Raw genomic sequence first — 20,412 nt, 5'->3', positions numbered from 1 at the left:
ATATTATATGGTTAAGTCCTCGATCTATTAGTATTCGTCAGCTCCACATGTCACCATGCTTCCACCTCGAACCTATCAACCTGATCATCTTTCAGGGATCTTACTAGCTTACGCTATGGGAAATCTCATCTTGAGGGGGGCTTCATGCTTAGATGCTTTCAGCACTTATCCCTTCCGCACATAGCTACCCAGCTATGCCCTTGGCAGAACAACTGGTACACCAGCGGTGCGTCCATCCCGGTCCTCTCGTACTAAGGACAGCTCCTCTCAAATTTCCTGCGCCCACGACGGATAGGGACCGAACTGTCTCACGACGTTCTGAACCCAGCTCGCGTACCGCTTTAATGGGCGAACAGCCCAACCCTTGGGACCGACTACAGCCCCAGGATGCGATGAGCCGACATCGAGGTGCCAAACCTCCCCGTCGATGTGGACTCTTGGGGGAGATAAGCCTGTTATCCCCGGGGTAGCTTTTATCCGTTGAGCGATGGCCCTTCCATGCGGAACCACCGGATCACTAAGCCCGACTTTCGTCCCTGCTCGACTTGTAGGTCTCGCAGTCAAGCTCCCTTATGCCTTTGCACTCTACGAATGATTTCCAACCATTCTGAGGGAACCTTTGGGCGCCTCCGTTACACTTTAGGAGGCGACCGCCCCAGTCAAACTGCCCACCTGACACTGTCTCCCGGGTCGATAAGACCCGTAGGTTAGAATTTCAATACAGTCAGGGCGGTATCCCACCAGCGCCTCCACCGAAGCTAGCGCTCCGGTTTCAATGGCTCCCGCCTATCCTGTACAAACTGTACCAAAATTCAATATCAGGCTACAGTAAAGCTCCACGGGGTCTTTCCGTCCTGTCGCGGGTAACCTGCATCTTCACAGGTACTATAATTTCACCGAGTCTCTGGTTGAGACAGTGCCCAAATCGTTACACCTTTCGTGCGGGTCGGAACTTACCCGACAAGGAATTTCGCTACCTTAGGACCGTTATAGTTACGGCCGCCGTTTACTGGGGCTTCAGTTCAGAGCTTCGCTTACGCTAACCCCTCTCCTTAACCTTCCAGCACCGGGCAGGTGTCAGCCCCTATACTTCGCCTTACGGCTTCGCAGAGACCTGTGTTTTTGCTAAACAGTCGCTTGGGCCTATTCACTGCGGCTTTCCGTTAAGAAAGCACCCCTTCTCCCGAAGTTACGGGGTCATTTTGCCGAGTTCCTTAACCAGAGTTCTCTCGCACACCTTAGGATTCTCTCCTCGCCTACCTGTGTCGGTTTGCGGTACAGGCACCTTTTATCTCGCTAGAAGCTTTTCTTGGCAGCGGGGAATCAAAGACTTCGCTCCATAAGGAGCTTCCCCATCACAGCTCAGCCTTCACGATAAGCGGATTTGCCTACTTATCAGCCTAACTGCTTGGACGTGCACAACCAATCGCACGCTTCTTCTATCCTTCTGCGTCCCTCCATTGCTCAAACGATAAAGAGGTGGTACAGGAATATCAACCTGTTGTCCATCGCCTACGCCTGTCGGCCTCGGCTTAGGTCCTGACTAACCCTGAGCGGACGAGCCTTCCTCAGGAAACCTTAGGCATTCGGTGGACGGGATTCTCACCCGTCTTTCGCTACTCATACCGGCATTCTCACTTCTAAGCGCTCCACCAGTCCTTCCGGTCTGACTTCACTGCACTTAGAACGCTCCCCTACCACTGATACCATTGGTATCAATTCGCAGCTTCGGTGGTGTATTTAGCCCCGGTACATTTTCGGCGCAGAGTCACTCGACTAGTGAGCTATTACGCACTCTTTAAATGGTGGCTGCTTCTGAGCCAACATCCTAGTTGTCTAAGCAACTCCACATCCTTTTCCACTTAATACACACTTTGGGACCTTAGCTGGCGATCTGGGCTGTTTCCCTCTTGACTACGGATCTTATCACTCGCAGTCTGACTCCTAAGGATAAGTCATTGGCATTCGGAGTTTGACTGAATTCGGTAATCCGATGAGGACCCCTAGTTCAATCAGTGCTCTACCTCCAAGACTCTTACACTTAAGGCTAGCCCTAAAGCTATTTCGGGGAGAACCAGCTATCTCCAGGTTCGATTGGAATTTCTCCGCTACCCACACCTCATCCCCGCACTTTTCAACGTGCGTGGGTTCGGGCCTCCATTCAGTGTTACCTGAACTTCACCCTGGACATGGGTAGATCACCTGGTTTCGGGTCTACGACCACGTACTAAACGCCCTATTCAGACTCGCTTTCGCTGCGGCTCCGCCTCTTCAGCTTAACCTTGCACGGGATCGTAACTCGCCGGTTCATTCTACAAAAGGCACGCCATCACCCATTAACGGGCTCTGACTATTTGTAGGCACACGGTTTCAGGATCTCTTTCACTCCCCTTCCGGGGTGCTTTTCACCTTTCCCTCACGGTACTGGTTCACTATCGATCACTAGGGAGTATTTAGCCTTGGGAGATGGTCCTCCCAGATTCCGACGGAATTTCACGTGTTCCGCCGTACTCAGGATACATTCAAGAGAGAACGAAGTTTCGACTACGGGGTTGTTACCCTCTGTGACGGACCTTTCCAGGTCGCTTCGTCTACCTCGTTCCTTTGTAACTCCGTATAGAATGTCCTACAACCCCAAGAGGCAAGCCTCTTGGTTTGGGCTAGATTCCGTTTCGCTCGCCGCTACTCAGGAAATCGCATTTGCTTTCTCTTCCTCCAGGTACTTAGATGTTTCAGTTCCCTGGGTCTGTCTTCCATACCCTATGTATTCAGGTAAGGATACCATACCATTACGTATAGTGGGTTTCCCCATTCGGAAATCTTCGGATCAAAGCTTACTTACAGCTCCCCGAAGCATATCGGCGTTAGTCCCGTCCTTCATCGACTCCTAGTGTCAAGGCATCCACCGTGCGCCCTTTCTAACTTAACCAAAATAAAATTAAAAAAATATGAGCTACACTGTTATCTAGTTTTCAAAGAACATACATTTAAACTTGAGAGATAGTTCTCTCAAAACTGAACGAAACAAAACAAGTCAACGTTTATTGATGAACTGCGTTCATCAATTCTCCATAGAAAGGAGGTGATCCAGCCGCACCTTCCGATACGGCTACCTTGTTACGACTTCACCCCAATCATCTGTCCCACCTTAGGCGGCTGGCTCCATAAAGGTTACCCCACCGACTTCGGGTGTTACAAACTCTCGTGGTGTGACGGGCGGTGTGTACAAGGCCCGGGAACGTATTCACCGCGGCATGCTGATCCGCGATTACTAGCGATTCCAGCTTCATGTAGGCGAGTTGCAGCCTACAATCCGAACTGAGAACGGTTTTATGAGATTAGCTCCACCTCGCGGTCTTGCAGCTCTTTGTACCGTCCATTGTAGCACGTGTGTAGCCCAGGTCATAAGGGGCATGATGATTTGACGTCATCCCCACCTTCCTCCGGTTTGTCACCGGCAGTCACCTTAGAGTGCCCAACTTAATGATGGCAACTAAGATCAAGGGTTGCGCTCGTTGCGGGACTTAACCCAACATCTCACGACACGAGCTGACGACAACCATGCACCACCTGTCACTCTGCTCCCGAAGGAGAAGCTCTATCTCTAGAGTTTTCAGAGGATGTCAAGACCTGGTAAGGTTCTTCGCGTTGCTTCGAATTAAACCACATGCTCCACCGCTTGTGCGGGCCCCCGTCAATTCCTTTGAGTTTCAGCCTTGCGGCCGTACTCCCCAGGCGGAGTGCTTAATGCGTTAACTTCAGCACTAAAGGGCGGAAACCCTCTAACACTTAGCACTCATCGTTTACGGCGTGGACTACCAGGGTATCTAATCCTGTTTGCTCCCCACGCTTTCGCGCCTCAGTGTCAGTTACAGACCAGAAAGTCGCCTTCGCCACTGGTGTTCCTCCATATCTCTACGCATTTCACCGCTACACATGGAATTCCACTTTCCTCTTCTGCACTCAAGTCTCCCAGTTTCCAATGACCCTCCACGGTTGAGCCGTGGGCTTTCACATCAGACTTAAGAAACCACCTGCGCGCGCTTTACGCCCAATAATTCCGGATAACGCTTGCCACCTACGTATTACCGCGGCTGCTGGCACGTAGTTAGCCGTGGCTTTCTGGTTAGGTACCGTCAAGGTGCCAGCTTATTCAACTAGCACTTGTTCTTCCCTAACAACAGAGTTTTACGACCCGAAAGCCTTCATCACTCACGCGGCGTTGCTCCGTCAGACTTTCGTCCATTGCGGAAGATTCCCTACTGCTGCCTCCCGTAGGAGTCTGGGCCGTGTCTCAGTCCCAGTGTGGCCGATCACCCTCTCAGGTCGGCTACGCATCGTTGCCTTGGTGAGCCGTTACCTCACCAACTAGCTAATGCGACGCGGGTCCATCCATAAGTGACAGCCGAAGCCGCCTTTCAATTTCGAACTATGCAGTTCAAAATATTATCCGGTATTAGCCCCGGTTTCCCGGAGTTATCCCAGTCTTATGGGTAGGTTACCCACGTGTTACTCACCCGTCCGCCGCTAACTTCATAAGAGCAAGCTCTTAATCCATTCGCTCGACTTGCATGTATTAGGCACGCCGCCAGCGTTCATCCTGAGCCAGGATCAAACTCTCCAATAAAGTTAGTTTGTCTAGCATCTAAAAATAAAAATTGACGTTTACGTTGTTTGTTTCGTTCAGTTTTCAAAGAACTTGTCCGCCTCTTCAGAAGCGACTTCATCATATTAACATCTTCATTTTTCGATGTCAACTATGTTTTTTAATTTCTTTTTTGTCGTTTTCTGCGTTTCCGCATCAGCGACGTTTATTAATATACCATCATGGTTTTTAAATAACAAGTATTTTTTATAAAAAAAATACAAAAAGTTATCTATCCTACTTTCTTCTATAGAAAGAACCATTATCCTTTCTACTGAAAACATTCATTTTGATTGTATACAAGTTACTATACACTATCATCAACCAGGCGGTATTTCACAATAAGTTCCTAACCTTTAGTCCTCTCCTTTTTAAATTTTACAATTACCACAGTTCTACTTAAGAAGGACAAATAACCATTTAAATGTAGAGTAACAAAAAACGAGACCACTATACTAAAGCAAAACTTTAATTAATGCTTTTTCTCGCCAATCAGGAACTTTACTTCCACAAATAACGAACTTCCCCTCGAAATATTAACTTAAGATTATTGTTAGAATTTTTTTACATTTAATTAATGAAAGATATCCAATTTTTGTTATATAGTAAGAAAGTGCCCACAAAACTATAAATAAACTAATGGAGGAATTATCTTATGGATAGGTTAACAAAATTTTCATTAAAAAACCGAGCCGCTATTATTATCATGGTTTTTCTCATTTCCATACTTGGCGTTTATTCCGGCTCTAAATTACCTATGGAATTTTTACCAAGCATCGATAACCCCGCAATAACTGTCACGACATTATCTCAAGGGCTCGATGCTGAAACGATGACCAAGGACGTAACTGATCCCCTTGAAAAACAATTTCGTAGTTTAGAACATATCGATGGCATCACTTCTTCCACAAACGAGGGATTATCACGCATCGACATTGCATATACATCAAAGGCAAATATGAAAGACGCGGCACGCGAAGTCGAAAAAACAATTAATACAATTAAATTACCTAAAGATGTAACTAAGCCTGTAGTTAGCCAATTAAATACTTCTATGATTCCACTCGCTCAAATTACCATCCAAAAGCAGAACGGATTTTCAAAAGCTGACGAAAAACAAATCGAGAAAGAAATCGTACCACAACTCGAAAGTATTGATGGTGTTGCCAATGTTATGTTTTTCGGAAAATCAACTTCCGAATTATCCATCGTACTTGACCCTAACCAACTAAAAGATAAAAACGTAACATCAGAGCAAGTATTAAAAGTTTTACAAGGAAAAGAAACTTCCACTCCGGCCGGAGCAATTACCGTTAATAAGGAAGAATACAACCTTCGGGTCATCGGAGATATAAAAAATGTAAATGACATTAAAAATATTACCGTTACACCTCAAGTAAAGTTACAAGATGTCGCTCAAATTGAACTAAAACAACATCATGATACAATCTCGCACATAAACGGAGAAGAAGGAACAGGATTAGTCATCATGAAAGAGCCGAGTAAAAACGCGGTTGCAATTGGAAAAGAGATTGATAAAAAGATTAAAGATATAAGCAAGCAATATAAAGATCAGTTTTCTATTAAACTTCTAGCTTCAACTCATGAGCAAGTTGAAAATGCTGTTACTAGTATGGGCAAAGAAGTAATCCTTGGGGCAATTGCTGCAACTCTCATTATCTTAATCTTTTTACGCAGCTTCCGAACAACACTCATTGCTGTCGTTAGTATTCCGCTATCTATTTTATTAACACTATTTTTACTCCATCAATCCAACATCACACTTAACATTCTAACTCTTGGTGGCTTAGCCGTTGCTGTGGGACGTCTCGTCGATGATAGTATCGTTGTCATCGAGAACATTTTCCGTCGTTTACAAAAAGAAACCTTCTCTAAAAATATTATTCTTGAAGCAACGAAAGAAGTCGCAGTCGCAATTACCTCTTCTACTTTAACAACAGTCGCCGTTTTTTTACCTATCGGTCTCGTATCGGGAGTAATCGGAAAACTAATGTTACCTATGGTATTAGCAGTTGTATATTCTATCCTTTCTTCTTTAATCGTTGCGTTAACAGTTGTTCCACTTATGGCTTTTTTACTACTCAAAAAAACAAAACGTCGCAATTCTCATTCTTCACCGCGATATGTCGCTACATTAAAGTGGGCTCTTTCTCATAAGTTTATCATTCTACTCACTTCTTTTTTATTGTTTGCAGGATCCATTGCAGCCTACATATTACTACCGAAAGCGAACATAAAGTCTGAGGACGATACAATGCTATCCATTAACATGACATTTCCAACCGATTATGATTCTGAAGCTAAAAAACAAAAAGCCTTTGATTTCGAAAAGAAACTACTCTCTAATTCTGATGTAACAGATGTTATTTTGCGAATGGGATCTAGCGCAGAAGATGCACAATGGGGACAGACAACTAAAAACAATCTTGCAACTATATTTGTAGTCTTTAAAAAGGGATCTGATATCGACCAATATATTAAAGAATTAAAAAAAGAGCATAATGCTTTTGAACCAGCTGAACTTGATTATATAAAAACTAGTTACTCTGACTCCGGAGGCGGAAACAACTTACAATTTAACGTAACCGCTACTAACGAGACAAATTTAAAAAAGGCCGCTAACATCGTCGAAACAAAACTAAAAAGTATGGACGCTCTCTCTAAAGTAAAAACAAATATAGAAGACTCTAAAACAGAATGGCAAATTCATATCGATCAAACAAAGGCGGAACAACTCGGTTTAACACCAGAATTAGTAGCACAACAAGTATCATTCCTTATGAAGAAATCTCCTATCGGGGAAATTTCAATCAATAATGAAAAAACAACTATTATGATAGAACATAAAAAGGCATCCATTAACAAACAAGAAGATATTTTAAACACAAACATACTCTCACCTATTAACGGACCTATTCCTTTAAAAGACATTGCAACTATTTCAGAAAAGCAACTTCAAACAGAAATCTTCCATAAAGATGGGAAAGAAACGATACAAATTACTGCAGAAGCTTCAAGTGAAGATTTAAGTAAAGTAAGCGCAGAAGTAAATAAGGCTATAACCGACTTAGATTTACCTAACGGAGCAAAAGTAAATATCGCAGGTGCTACCGAGTCTATGCAAGAGAACTTCACAGATTTATTCAAAATTATGGGGATTGCAATTGGGATTGTATATTTAATTATGGTTATCACCTTCGGGCAAGCACGTGCTCCTTTCGCGATTTTATTCTCTTTACCATTAGCTGCTGTCGGCGGTATTTTAGGATTAATCATTTCAAGAACACCTGTTGACGTAAATTCATTAATCGGCGCATTAATGTTAATCGGGATTGTCGTTACAAATGCTATTGTATTAATAGAAAGAGTACAACAAAATCGGGAAAACGGTATGGAAACAAGAGAAGCCTTACTAGAAGCAGGATCTACTAGATTACGCCCAATTATTATGACAGCTATAACAACAATCGTCGCTATGCTACCACTCCTATTCGGTCAATCTCAAGCAGGAAGTATGGTATCCAAAAGTCTGGCCGTCGTTGTAATCGGTGGTTTGGCAGTCTCAACCGTTCTTACATTAGTAGTCGTTCCCGTTATGTATGAACTATTAGATAAAATCGGGCGAAAAAGACGCTCCCGCAGAAAAATAAGTACTTCTACAGAAACACCTGATATTTAAACTAAAAGGCGTTATCTTCTCGAATGAAGATAACGCCTTTTTATTTATCTACCGATATAACTCATTATTTTCGGGGCATATTGCTCTAGTAGCTTACCAGAATCTACAAGAAGATATTCATCATTCGAGGGTCTCTTACTGCCATCTAGCCACTTTTTTCAAACGCTACTTCTGATTCTACTGACTTATCTTATATTCACGTGTTTGTAACCTACGATTAATTTCTTCTATATTATTAAGATAACATTCAATATATTTATATGTAGCACCATACTTCCGATATAAACCTATTCCCTTTTCAACCATCCCATCATAGAGACATGGACTATCTAATATAACACTATGTTCTTGTTCTAACAAAAAACCTATCAGTTCCCACTCAATATAATAGGAGACTCCCCACAACAACTGTTGATTCACTTCCTTTTGCCGTTAATGATTTTAATAATGCTGATTTCACGAGGTCATGACCTACAATAACTGCACCTGTTAACTTAGCGCTATACTTAGAAAGTGTCGATTTACCTGATCCAGGAAATCCCGACATTTGCAGAAAGAACACTTTCATCCCAACATCCGTATATCAAGTTGCCTATTCACCAACTCTCCTTCTTTTCCTGCTAACATCAAAATGGCCGTAAAAAAACTCCCTGTTTATAAACAGAGAGTTCTTACCTTCAATTTATGCCGCTTTTACCTTCTTTGTCGTTTTACTTTTTCTTTTCGTTCCTGTAAAACGCTTGTGTAATACAGATGCTACGAAACGAGAAATGATATTAAAGAGTAATACCATAATAATTAATACAGCTGCAGATTTTGTTGCAATTAACTTCGCATCTGGGATAATCCCTTCAGAGTTTAATTTCCAAATGTGAACAGCTAACGTTTCAGCTGGTCTAAATGGATTTAAAGGATGCGAGGGGCTCGAGAAGTCCGCTGCTGAATTTAAAATAGGTGATGTTAAACCCGCTGTATAAATTAACGCCGCAGCTTCACCGAATATACGGCCTGCCGCTAAAATAATACCTGTAATGATTTGTGGTAACGACGACGGAATAATGATACGGGCAATTGTTTGCCATTTCGTTGCACCTAGTCCAAGACTCGCCTCTTTTACATTATGAGGAACTTCAGAAATCGCATTTTCACAAACACGTGTTAAACCAGGTAAATTCAAAATAGTTAAAGCAAGAGCTCCACCCATTACTGTATATCCCCAGCCTGTCATTGTAACAAATACTAATAAGCCAAATAGTCCAACAACAATAGAAGGTAAAGACGCCATTGTTTCAATACATAAACGAACAAAACTTAAAAAACGACCTTGTTTTGCATACTCCGCTAAATATATTCCAGCCCCTAATCCAAGAGGAATAGATATAATAAGTGTTATAACAAGCATGTAGAAAGAATTGAATAACTGTGGACCAATTCCCCCACCAGCTCTTGTATTGCTTGGTTCTCCGAATAAGAAACTAGGATCCCAAAATCCCCATCCCTTTTGCAGAATTTCGTACATTAAAAAAGCCAGCAAAGCTACAACTAAAGCTGCAACCGCATAAAAGATACCTGTCCAAACTTTATTTACCGTTCTTGCATTCATTATTATCGCTCACCTCTTTGACCAATCGCTCGAATTACTAAAATAAACAGGAATGAAATAACAAGTAAAATCATTGCTAACGTCCATAGCGCATTGTTCCAAGCTGTTCCGTTCAATGTATTCGTCATATCCATTGTCAGAATACCAGTTAACGTTGCTGTCGGACTATATATTCCTTCCGGTAATTTAATCGTGTTCCCGATTACCATTTGAACCGCTAACGCTTCACCAAAAGCACGCGCTAACCCTAAAACTATACCTGTTAAAATCCCTTGTTTTGCAGCAGGAACAATAACTCGGCTAATCGCTTGCCATTTCGTCGATCCTAGACCGTAAGAAGCTTCCAAGTAATCAAACGGAACAGAGCGTATTGCATCAGAGGCAATACTAGCAATAGTAGGTAAAATCATAATACTCAGGACAATAATACCCGCAATTAAACTAAAGCCCACTCCACCAAACGAATCACGTAATAGAGGAACCAAGATCGTAACCCCTAATAATCCGTATACAACTGATGGAATACCAACTAATAATTCTAAAACAGGCTTTAATACTTTATTCCCAAACTTCGGCGAAATTAAATTCATGAATATAGCAAGAGCTATAGCAATTGGTGCACTAATGACAACAGCACCTAGCGACACAAGCGTCGAACCGACAATAAAGATTACAGCACCATACGTACCTTGATCAGCATTTGGATTCCATTTTGTCGAAGTTAACACCTCAGAAAATGAGATACCACTTTGCGTGAAAGATTGAATTCCTTTGCCGCAAATAAATGCAATAATAGCTAATGTAATTAAAACAATAAAGATACCGCAAAACGTAACAAGTGATCTACCTATATATTCACTCTTTACGTAATTAATTTGTTTTTTCCCCTTCATCACAGGACAGACCCCACTTCATAGATTGAAATGAACAGGACTGGCCTTGCAGCCAGCCCCATAAAATTTTATTACTTATTTAATTTAGACATTGGGATGTAACCCATATCTTCTACTTGTTTTTCGAAATCTTTACCTTTTACATAGTCAATGTAAGCTTTTGTCGCTTCTTTTGCCTCACCTTTAGTTACCATGTACTCGTAAGACCAGAATGGATATTTACCAGCAGAGATGTTTTCAACTTTCGGTTCAGCACCATCAATTTTCACAGTTTGCAATGCACCTTTTTTATCGCCAACCATGTAAGACATTGCTAAATAGCTGATTGAACCTGGAGTAGAGTTAATTGCTTGCTCTACTGCACCGTTAGAATCTTGTGTTGTACCAGTTCCATCATTAATTTTAGCTTCTTTCATAACTGTTTTTTCAAATGTAGCACGTGTACCAGATGAAGCTGGACGATTAATTACATTGATTTTCTCATCTTTTCCGCCTAACTCTTTCCAGTTCGTCACTTTTCCAGTGAAGATATCTTGTACTTGTTTTGCTGTTAAGTTATCAACTTTTACATCTTTATTTACGACAAGCGCGAATGCGATACCCGCTACCTTGTTATCTACTAATTCTTTCGCTTTTTCAGCATCTTTTATTTTATCTGAAGCCGGAACATCCGAATTACCAATTTGTACTGCACCAGATGCTACTTGGTTAATCCCAGTTCCACTACCGCCACCTTGAACTTGAATAGAAACCTTTGAATTTTTCTCCATGAATTTCTTTCCAGCTTCCTCCGCAAGAGGTTGAAGAGCTGTAGAGCCAGCCGCTGCAATCGTACCTGATAATTCTTGTTTTGCATCCCTACCTTTAGCAGCTTCCTTATTATCCGTACTTTCTGCTTTTCCACATCCAACTAATGCACCTGCAACAACTAAAGCCGCTAAAGAAAATTTAATACCCTTTTTCATAATCATGTCTTGTACCCCCATTTGGATTATCACTTTTCGAATTCATCTTCTTTCGAACACAAATTCATTGTAGGACAACAATATTATGTGAGTGTTAAGCAATTTTTAAGTTTAAGTAAATAGAGATAACATCCCATAAAAGCTAGACATCCCAACATTTAGAGTTAAAAAAGCCAACAAAACCCACACTAAACACGCAGTATTGTAAATTTATTCTTAACAATGTAAATCCAATGTAAATATTTTTCTTTATTTTGCCCTTTAAGTTAAAGCTATATTTACAAATCCACTATATTTTTAAAAGTTTACACGCTTACTTTATTTACATTAAGAAGAATTTCAGTAATATTTTTCGGTACAACTCAATAAATTGGAACAATTCTAAAAATATTTGAATATTTTTAAAGTACTAATTGACAGCATCATTAAATGTAGTCTACTATATTAGTATCAAAAAGTTTACCTAAGGAAACTTTTTAAACTAAAACTAAAAATATAGAGATGAGGTAACTTTTATGGTATCGGCTAATACTAAACCCCTTTCCGAATTCAGAACAGGGGAATTTGTACAAATTGAGAAGATACAATTAGAAGGAACTATGAAACGACGTTTATTAGATTTAGGCTTTTTTCCTGGAGCGACAATTAAAGTATTACAACGCAGCCCACTTGGAGACCCAGTCGCTTATCAAGTAAGCAACACAACTATTGCACTGCGTAGTGAAGAAAGCTCCCTTATTTTCGGGGTATTAATAGGAGATGATTTCAGATGATTAACCATCGCATTGCGTTAGCTGGTAACCCGAATACCGGGAAAAGTACATTATTTAATACTTTAACAGGCTTAAAACAACATACTGGAAACTGGACGGGGAAAACTGTTTTAAAGGCTGAAGGGGAATATAAGCATGGCGGAAATATATATACAATAATAGATTTACCTGGAACTTACTCACTGTATTCAAATTCGGCAGATGAAGAAGTCGCACGAGATTATATTATATTTGAAAAACCAGAAGTAACTGTAGTTGTTATAGACGCAACTGCAATGGAAAGAAATTTAAATTTAGCACTCCAAGTGATGGAAATGACAAACGATGTGGTCATTTGTATTAACTTAATTGATGAAGCGGAGAAAAAAGGAATCATTATTGACGAAAAGAAATTAGCAAAATCACTCGGTGTACCGGTAGTTAAAATTTCAGCCCGAAACCGAGTTGGTATCGGACATTTACTAAGCGTCGTTGCTAAAGTAGCAAATAAAAAAATCATTCCAACACCAATTAAAATTACTTATAATGAAAAAATCGAAAATATGATTCAAGAATTAGAACCACAAATTTATAAAGTGTTCGGCAATACGTATCCAGCACGTTGGATTGCGCTACGTATTTTAGATGGAGATAAAAATTTCTTAACTGCACTTCAAAAACATCATAACGAACCACTTGTAAGGGAGGTCATAATAAATGGAATCTCACTCAGCCAGTAAAGCTCTTCCGCTGGACTATATTGTTCAACATGCACAAACACTTTCAAAAGAGGACATACGAGATGACATTGTCGGAGATATTTATCGAACCTCCGCAAGTATATGTAAAGAAGCTGTCCAATATACGAATACTGACAAATTATATCGTTCAGAAAGATTAGATAAGATTTTCACTTCTCCTATTTGGGGATTTCCAATTATGCTCGGTATTTTATCTATTATTTTTTATCTTACAATCGCCGGTGCTAACGTGCCATCCGAGATGATTGCTGAATTTTTTGGCTGGGTCGAAGGATATTTAACATCTTGGTTCCAAGCAATGCATGCACCCGAATGGCTACATGGTGTTTTAATACTTGGTTTATTCCGTGGTACCGGAGCCGTTATTAGCGTTATGTTACCACCTATGGCAATCTTCTTCCCTATGTTTGCCCTATTAGAAAACTATGGATATCTACCACGCGTTGCGTTTAACATGGATCGTTTATTTAAACGCTCTGGCGCGCATGGGAAACAATCTTTAACTATGGCAATGGGGTTCGGATGTAACGCTGCCGCTATTATGTCAACACGTATTATCGAATCACCACGTGAGCGTATGCTTGCCATTTTAACAAACAACTTCGTCCCATGTAATGGACGCTGGCCTACATTAATCTTAATGGCTTCATTATTTATGGCTGCTGGATATACAGGCAGCATGCAAACACTTGTTACTGCCGGCGTTGTCGTTGGAATGGTTGTAATTGGCGTTATTGTAACTTTAACTGTTTCTTGGGTTTTATCAAAAACTGCTCTAAAAGGCGTTCCAACTCACTATACGTTAGAGTTACCACCATACCGTAAACCAAAAATTTGGAATACAATTGTACGTTCAACGCTTGATAAATCAATATATGTTTTAAAACGAGCTGTAATTGTAGCTGCACCTGCCGCTGTATTAACTTGGATACTTGCTAATATTTTCGTCGGTGACACAAGCTTACTTATGCATTTCGTAAACTTCCTAGATCCATTTGCTAAATTACTAGGACTTGACGGTTTTATTCTAGCTGCATTCATTCTTGGGCTACCAGCTAATGAAATTGTCATCCCGATTTTATTAATGTCTTACTTATCAACTGGTGCTTTAACTGAAATAGATGATTTTAATCAAATTAAAAATCTATTCTTAGAAAATGGTTGGACTTGGTTGACAGCGTTAAACACAATGTTGTTCTCACTCCTTCATTTCCCGTGTGGAACAACACTAGTTAACATATATAAAGAAACAAAAAGTGCAAAATGGACATTCTTATCGTTCGCAATCCCTACTGTTATTGCAATTGTTGTTACATTCCTCTCTACACAATTGGTACATTGGTTAGGGCTTGTATAAGCAAAGTATACATAGAAGGTATCCCCCTTCAACATATGCTTTGTGCAAAAAAAGAAACCTGAAACTTATTCAGGTTTCTTTTTTTGCGCATCCTTTTTCCACGGCTGGGCACCATACGTTGTAAGTTTTTTATGAATAAAATATATAGTCCCTGGAAGAACCGCCATTAATATCGTGCAACTAATTCCCAATCCAGTAAACAACTTCCACCACCTTATTTCACTCTCTTCGGTAAAGCTGAACCTGAATGTGCAATTGTTGGATGAACATGAACAGTAATTTCAGCATTACTAAAGTAATTTTCGCCTTGATCCCAATTCTTACTTATCTTTTTCCACTCTTTATAATTATGTCGCTTATATACTTCCCCTAATGCTAATACATCTACCTTATATTTTTTTTGAACAAGCTTAATCGATTTTTGGATGCGTTTCTCCATTTCCTCTGAAATATCCTTCTCTAAACGCTTTTCATTCAAAACCTTTTTATGATCACTAAAGTGCAACTCAGCCAATGTACCTTCCAGAGATAAGTGAATATTAAACTTTGGTTTTGTAGCATTTTCCGTAGATACTTTAATCTTTCGGTGCATCTTATGAATTTCATATGTAATAAGCTGGTCTTTTTTGCGGATAGTAAAAAAACCTCCAATTTTTTTACCTATTATATAATTCATTCCTAATGTTTGTTCTCCACTTAAACTGCCTACACACTTATTATCCTTCCCACGAAACAGCGCTGCCCCATTCATTTGTACCCCTTGTTTTGTTAGTTCGAGAATAGGTAATACGAAACTTTGGTTAGCAATCATTTTTTGCTGTACCTCACCAATTCTTGCAGCCTCGATCATTTGAGCATTTTTCGGAGGATGCTCAGCTAACATATCAATGTATTGCGCTGGTAAATTTTCAGGTTTTGCACTTTGTTTTAAAATAGCTTCTGCATTTTTCTTAGAAACAAACAAACGAATATTTCTTCTCATCTCATGATCACGAATATATACATCCAACGTATTTTGTAAAATATACGGTTTCGATAGTAATTCTTCAGAGAAAATAATTACTTGTATATGCGGAAAAAATAATGTACGACTAATCTTTTTAGCAATAATTCTTATTTGTTCAAACACACTATCTGCTTTCGCACTAACATTAATATAATTTTCGCCATCTCCATCACCTTGTCCACCTTGCTGCGCTAACTTACTGGGAAGTACCATCTGATACGTCCCTTTCATAATTGGATTTGCTTTCTTTTCCTTTACAATATCGTAAGCTGCACCTACTACAAATCCTCTTTCTTCTATTTCTTCTAACTCAGAGCACCCACTTATAGATCCAGCTAAAACCATAACCATTATAATTTTAAGAAGGTGTTTCATTTCTACCATTCCTTCTTTTTATTTTATATACAATAAAAACTAACAAAGGCGCTAGCACGACAAACCCCATATCTATCCAAGCTAAATAAGTCCCGTAATTTGACAATTCTTTCGAATTACTAGGTATCATATTCACCATAAAAATAATCGGGGCACTTACAAAAATGAAAATATGTTTCTTCACTTTCGGAAACATAGCACAAAATAATAAAGATGCGACGTCATAATACATTGCTGTAGTGTTATAAATAGTAATAATCCAAGTAGTAAAAAAAATCGCATCAAATCTTTCTAAAAACCCTCCACCAATTTCAATTTCTTTCCCTAATTCAATTGTTGGATATGTCAATCCACGTGTTGTCATATACGTAAAAACACTAATACAAGTTACATAAATTAAAATGTATGACAACACGTTTACTATCACCGCTTTTGCAACTGCCATTGGCGCTTTTTTCGCTGTCTTATCGTTCAACAACACAGCATAAAACAGAGCTACCTCAAATCCGATGAATGTAAAAATAGAATTCTTAACTCCTACAGCATACTGACTGACATTCGTTTGAAAAGCCGGTAGTAAATTATCTATTTCCATTAAGTTCACATTCAATAAAGAAAGAAGCACTATCGCAATTAAAACAATTGGTAAGAATAGAACATTTAACCTTAATAAAGCCGCTCTCGATCCTGCTACTCCATAAATAACAACTAATAAGAAGAAGAAAGACAATAGCTGTATTGGTGTATCACTAAATAAATATGTTTGTGAAATAACCGCAATCATTCGCGATTCATATGCTGTCAAAGCTGCAAACGTTAATACTAAAATACTACTAATTGTGTACGCAACAGGTTTCGTCAAATGCGCACTTGTATATTGAACAAAGTTTTGTTTTGGGAATAAAATAGCTACCCTCGTTACAAACCAACCTAAAACCGCACATATCAATCCACCCAAAAGTAAAATAATCCAACCGTCCGAAAATAAAGTTTGATCGGCAATATCTCTCGGCATAGACAATGCCCCTATACCAATAATGGTTGACGATACCGCAAAGCCAATTTCCCGAGATCCAATCTCTTCATCGCCATACTCAAATGGTTTCAATTATTTTCGCTCCTTTGGACGTATTGTAGAATCTTTTGTTTGTAAATATTCCGGTCTCTCTTTTAACATTGATTTTGGTAGGCGAACCAATTCTTCTTCCCAATCTTTATAAAAAGCAGGAGCAATAGGTGTTGTATACGGAACCCCAACACTCTTTAAATTTGTAATATGAACCGCAAGTGCAATAAGAGCTAAAATGATTCCGTACAACCCAAAAGCAGTTGCAGCTAACACGAAGACGAAAAGTAAAATTCGAAATGTAATCGTAATGCTATATACAGGAAGTGAAAATGTAGCAATTGCGGTAACCGCAATAATAATTACTAAAAACGGATTTACAATCCCCGCATTTACTGCCGCTTCTCCAATTACAAGACCACCTACGATACCAATTGTTTGCCCCATCGGTTTCGGAAGCCTAATCCCGGCTTCTCGTATTAATTCCATCGTTAATGCCATCATTAGGGTTTCAATATAAGCAGGAAATGGCACCCCTTCTCTCGCTCCCGCAATAGAATAAGCTAGTTTAGATGGGATGAGCCCTTGATGATACGATACAAGCGCTACGTACATGGCAGGTAATAAAACAGCAGCGATACCTGATCCCATACGTAAAATTCTTAATAACGTTCCAATTATCCAACGCTCATAATGATCTTCTACAGATTGAAAAATATCAACAAACACTAGTGGAGCTATAAGAGCAAATGGTGACCCATCTACTAAAATGGCCGCTTTTCCTTTCGCCAATGCAGCCACTATATTATCTGGTCTTTCTGTATTTAAAAACTGCGGAAATGGAGACAAATTATTATCTTGAATTAATTGCTCAATCGTTCCTGTCTCAAAAATGACATCTGTCACTATTGATTGAAGACGCCGATCTAGCTCTTTTACGATGTAAGGGTTAATAATATCTTCTATATATACTAGGGTTACTTCTTTCTGCGATCGCTTCCCCATAATATAAGATTGAAACCGTAACTTCGGATCACGTAAACCACGGCGAATTAACATTTTATTCACATTAATATCTTCATTTAATCCAACTCTCGGTCCACGTATTAAATCTTCTGTCACTGGCGGTTCTAGACTTCTTTTCTCCCAAGCCCTACTGTTAACAACAATAGCCGTTTGAATATTATCAATTAATATGACTGTATCTCCTGCTAAAACCGCATTTATAATGTCTGGAAAAGTTGTCTTCATACCGACTTCTGCAATAGAAATAAAACGATCCAACAATGTCTGAACCACAGCTGCTTCATTTGGTATTTCTTCATATTGAAGTGTACGAACTACGTATTTATAAACATTATCCTTATCTGTCAATCCACATAAAAAAACAACCGCACAACGTGTAATGCTACCAGCAAGAGCAACTTCTCTAATTGTTAAATCATTAGGTGAACCTAACTCATCTCTAATTTCCTTCATAACTTCAAACAAGTTACCTTTTAGCTCTAACAATTTCCCCACCTAACTTCCTTTTCAACAAGTTTTTAGTTAGATTCCGCTAATAGAAGAAAATATATACAAAAAAGAGCTATCTCTTTTCGAAGATAGCTCTAACACGCGGGTTACTTTTCTACTATTATATTGTCTTTCTTTATAGATACACTTTTCGTGAATCCACTAACGATAAACATCACAATCATATTCATTAACAATGCGACTATACCTACATTTAAATCTTTTATATATTGCGGAAAACTCGGAAACATCGTAGCTATAGTTGAACCAGATAAGGTAATATATGCGACAATTAACAACCCAATCCCCATTCCTGCAATCGCTCCTTGCTTCGTAATAATCTGCCGTGGAAACAAACTACATACAAGTGCAGGGAAAAGTTGCGTAACTATACTGTATCCCATTAAAAGAAGAGCACCTATCGTTTCTCCTCCTTTAAATGTAAACAATACTGCTACGAGCGTTACTACAGGCACAAATAATTTTGCAGCTTTAGCAACTTGTCTATCTGAAGCAGATGGCACCATTGTTCGATAAATATTTTTTGCCAATAGTGTGGAAGCGGCCATAACAAGCATGGAACCTGGAACTAACGCCGTTAATACCCCCGCACTACCAATAATCCCAATAAACCAAGGATTAAAAGTTTGAAGAGCAAGACGGAATAACGAAAGGTCTACATCCGCTCCCTTTAATCCTGGAACTTGTAATATAGCAGCAAACCCTGCAAAGAATACGAAAAGCAAAACTAAAGAATACAGTGGCATGATTGCCGCATTTTTACGAAATACTTTTTCATTTTTTGCAGAGAAAGCAGAGGCAAATGTATGAGGCCACATGTAGAAACCGAGGGCCGTTAATATAATAGTAGAAACAAACCAAGAAATACTCATTCCTTCTTCAGGTAAAGATAAAAACCCTGGTTTCGCAGCTTCTACAGCTTCGAACATCGGCTGAAATCCTCCATAATAATGATACGGTAAATATATACCTAAAAACATAACGATGAATAGTATCATAATATCCTTCAAAGCAGCTGTCCAAGCCGAACCATGTATACCTGAAACCATTACATATATAGTTATAACAATAGCGCCAATCCATACCGCAATAACAGGTGACACTCTTCCATAGGAAGCTTCCGAAACGATGATCCCTAACCCCTTTAGCTGTAAAACGAGATATGGGATGATAGAAATAACACCAATAATTGAAACAATTATCCCAAGCGTCTTACTTCTATATTTCTTCGCAAAAAAATCGGACTGCGAAACGAGGTTATGCTCTTTTGCATATTTCCAAATTGGAGGCAATAAGAAATACGATAAAATATAAGCTAATGCACCATACCCTAAAATATAAAAAGTAGGAGCTCCTTTACTATACGCCCAGCCACTTCCTCCTAAAAATGTGAATGTCGTATAAATTTCGCCTGCCATAAGGAGAAAAACGAAAATAGTTCCAAACCCTCTTCCTCCAACTGACCATTGCTCTAAATTCATATCTTTCCCACGTTGTGCTCGAATCCCTAAAAATAGTGCTAGAAATAAGAAGAAAATAATGATAAGTAATGCTATCATTTTACATCCCCCTTATTAGCAGGGTCGAATACGTACACAAGACCCATACAAAGAGACGTAATGAGCACTGATAATAGTACCCAAAATAATAGAAATGGCATCCCAAGCACGTAAGGAGTGACCGAATTTGCAAATACTGGTCCAATCACTAAACAAAAAACTGGAATAAGTACTAGCACGTGTATTTTCTTCAT

Annotated in this window: 13 protein-coding genes, 2 rRNA genes and 1 pseudogene; 4 read left to right on the top strand and 12 right to left on the bottom strand. The window is 39.4% G+C overall.

Annotated elements, in window-relative coordinates; genetic code table 11:
• Positions 1–7 precede the first annotated feature (7 nt).
• Positions 8–2,929, bottom strand: a 23S ribosomal RNA gene (locus MHB76_RS03535).
• Positions 2,930–3,075: 146 nt separating this feature from the next.
• Positions 3,076–4,627 (bottom strand): 16S ribosomal RNA (locus tag MHB76_RS03530).
• Together the 16S and 23S rRNA genes form the textbook arrangement of a ribosomal RNA operon.
• Positions 4,628–5,300: 673 nt before the next feature.
• On the opposite strand from MHB76_RS03530, the gene MHB76_RS03525 reads away from it, so the two are divergent.
• Complete coding sequence (locus MHB76_RS03525) at positions 5,301–8,345, top strand: efflux RND transporter permease subunit (RefSeq protein WP_078173796.1); 3,045 nt, start codon at positions 5,301–5,303, stop codon at positions 8,343–8,345.
• Between the two features lie 44 nt (positions 8,346–8,389).
• Here the strand turns inward: MHB76_RS03525 and MHB76_RS03520 are convergent.
• From MHB76_RS03520 to MHB76_RS03505, 4 genes and pseudogenes are all read right to left on the bottom strand, one after another.
• Positions 8,390–8,907 (bottom strand): annotated as a pseudogene (locus MHB76_RS03520) (AAA family ATPase).
• 120 nt (positions 8,908–9,027) lie between these two features.
• Positions 9,028–9,948, bottom strand: a complete 921-nt coding sequence (gene pstA / locus MHB76_RS03515; RefSeq protein WP_016103572.1) for a phosphate ABC transporter permease PstA — start codon at positions 9,946–9,948, stop codon at positions 9,028–9,030.
• 2 nt (positions 9,949–9,950) lie between these two features.
• Positions 9,951–10,841: a phosphate ABC transporter permease subunit PstC gene (pstC, locus tag MHB76_RS03510; RefSeq protein WP_002159250.1), complete on the bottom strand. Its 891-nt coding sequence runs from the start codon at positions 10,839–10,841 to the stop codon at positions 9,951–9,953.
• A gap of 71 nt (positions 10,842–10,912) precedes the next feature.
• Positions 10,913–11,812 (bottom strand): phosphate ABC transporter substrate-binding protein PstS family protein, encoded by a 900-nt coding sequence (locus MHB76_RS03505; RefSeq protein WP_078173797.1) that lies wholly within the window; start codon positions 11,810–11,812, stop codon positions 10,913–10,915.
• Positions 11,813–12,321: 509 nt separating this feature from the next.
• Here MHB76_RS03505 and MHB76_RS03500 point away from each other — a divergent pair.
• The 3 genes from MHB76_RS03500 to MHB76_RS03490 are packed head-to-tail and all read left to right on the top strand — an operon-like array spanning position 12,322 to position 14,676.
• Positions 12,322–12,579, top strand: a complete 258-nt coding sequence (locus MHB76_RS03500; RefSeq protein ID WP_002090873.1) for a FeoA family protein — start codon at positions 12,322–12,324, stop codon at positions 12,577–12,579.
• The gene (locus MHB76_RS03495) at positions 12,576–13,298 is read left to right on the top strand and encodes a FeoB small GTPase domain-containing protein (protein WP_078173798.1); all 723 of its coding nucleotides are present in this window, start codon (positions 12,576–12,578) and stop codon (positions 13,296–13,298) included. The genes MHB76_RS03500 and MHB76_RS03495 overlap by 4 nt, the downstream gene beginning before the upstream one ends.
• Positions 13,276–14,676 carry a nucleoside recognition domain-containing protein gene (locus tag MHB76_RS03490; protein ID WP_002159252.1) on the top strand — a complete coding sequence of 467 codons (1,401 nt, stop codon included), beginning with the start codon at positions 13,276–13,278 and terminating at the stop codon, positions 14,674–14,676. Before MHB76_RS03495 ends, MHB76_RS03490 begins: the two co-directional genes overlap by 23 nt.
• A 65-nt stretch (positions 14,677–14,741) precedes the next feature.
• Here the strand turns inward: MHB76_RS03490 and MHB76_RS03485 are convergent, their stop codons facing one another.
• From MHB76_RS03485 to MHB76_RS03460, 6 genes are all read right to left on the bottom strand, one after another.
• On the bottom strand, positions 14,742–14,879 hold the full coding sequence (locus tag MHB76_RS03485; RefSeq protein WP_087945977.1) for a hypothetical protein: 138 nt from the start codon (positions 14,877–14,879) through the stop codon (positions 14,742–14,744).
• An 11-nt stretch (positions 14,880–14,890) separates the two neighbouring features.
• A complete protein-coding gene (gene gerLC / locus MHB76_RS03480; protein ID WP_078173799.1) occupies positions 14,891–16,057 on the bottom strand; it encodes a spore germination protein GerLC in 1,167 nt (388 codons plus the stop codon).
• A complete protein-coding gene (gene gerLB, locus MHB76_RS03475; RefSeq protein ID WP_002159253.1) occupies positions 16,041–17,165 on the bottom strand; it encodes a spore germination protein GerLB in 1,125 nt (374 codons plus the stop codon). Before gerLB ends, gerLC begins: the two co-directional genes overlap by 17 nt.
• Positions 17,166–18,644 (bottom strand): spore germination protein GerLA, encoded by a 1,479-nt coding sequence (gerLA, locus tag MHB76_RS03470; RefSeq protein WP_078173800.1) that lies wholly within the window; start codon positions 18,642–18,644, stop codon positions 17,166–17,168. It abuts the gene before it with no gap.
• A gap of 101 nt (positions 18,645–18,745) precedes the next feature.
• Positions 18,746–20,218, bottom strand: coding sequence for a sodium:solute symporter family protein (locus tag MHB76_RS03465; RefSeq protein ID WP_078173801.1), 1,473 nt, complete (start codon positions 20,216–20,218; stop codon positions 18,746–18,748).
• Positions 20,215–20,412 carry a DUF3311 domain-containing protein gene (locus MHB76_RS03460; protein WP_002114225.1) on the bottom strand — a complete coding sequence of 66 codons (198 nt, stop codon included), beginning with the start codon at positions 20,410–20,412 and terminating at the stop codon, positions 20,215–20,217. Before MHB76_RS03460 ends, MHB76_RS03465 begins: the two co-directional genes overlap by 4 nt.

It is taken from the genome of Bacillus sp. FSL M7-1345 (genome assembly GCF_038006985.1).
Lineage (GTDB): Bacteria > Bacillota > Bacilli > Bacillales > Bacillaceae_G > Bacillus_A > Bacillus_A cereus_U.
Note: the sequence above shows the minus strand (reverse complement) of the source record. Positions and strands in the feature narration are given on the sequence as shown.

What these genes read in the sequence shown, in the direction of transcription:
- MHB76_RS03525 (WP_078173796.1), top strand. Translation starts at nt 5,301, where the DNA reads ATGGATAGGTTAACAAAATTTTCATTAAAAAACCGAGCCGCTATTATT.
- pstA (WP_016103572.1), bottom strand. Translation starts at nt 9,948, where the DNA reads ATGAATGCAAGAACGGTAAATAAAGTTTGGACAGGTATCTTTTATGCG.
- pstC (WP_002159250.1), bottom strand. Translation starts at nt 10,841, where the DNA reads ATGAAGGGGAAAAAACAAATTAATTACGTAAAGAGTGAATATATAGGT.
- MHB76_RS03505 (WP_078173797.1), bottom strand. Translation starts at nt 11,812, where the DNA reads ATGATTATGAAAAAGGGTATTAAATTTTCTTTAGCGGCTTTAGTTGTT.
- MHB76_RS03500 (WP_002090873.1), top strand. Translation starts at nt 12,322, where the DNA reads ATGGTATCGGCTAATACTAAACCCCTTTCCGAATTCAGAACAGGGGAA.
- MHB76_RS03495 (WP_078173798.1), top strand. Translation starts at nt 12,576, where the DNA reads ATGATTAACCATCGCATTGCGTTAGCTGGTAACCCGAATACCGGGAAA.
- MHB76_RS03490 (WP_002159252.1), top strand. Translation starts at nt 13,276, where the DNA reads ATGGAATCTCACTCAGCCAGTAAAGCTCTTCCGCTGGACTATATTGTT.
- gerLC (WP_078173799.1), bottom strand. Translation starts at nt 16,057, where the DNA reads ATGAAACACCTTCTTAAAATTATAATGGTTATGGTTTTAGCTGGATCT.
- MHB76_RS03465 (WP_078173801.1), bottom strand. Translation starts at nt 20,218, where the DNA reads ATGATAGCATTACTTATCATTATTTTCTTCTTATTTCTAGCACTATTT.
- MHB76_RS03460 (WP_002114225.1), bottom strand. Translation starts at nt 20,412, where the DNA reads ATGAAGAAAATACACGTGCTAGTACTTATTCCAGTTTTTTGTTTAGTG.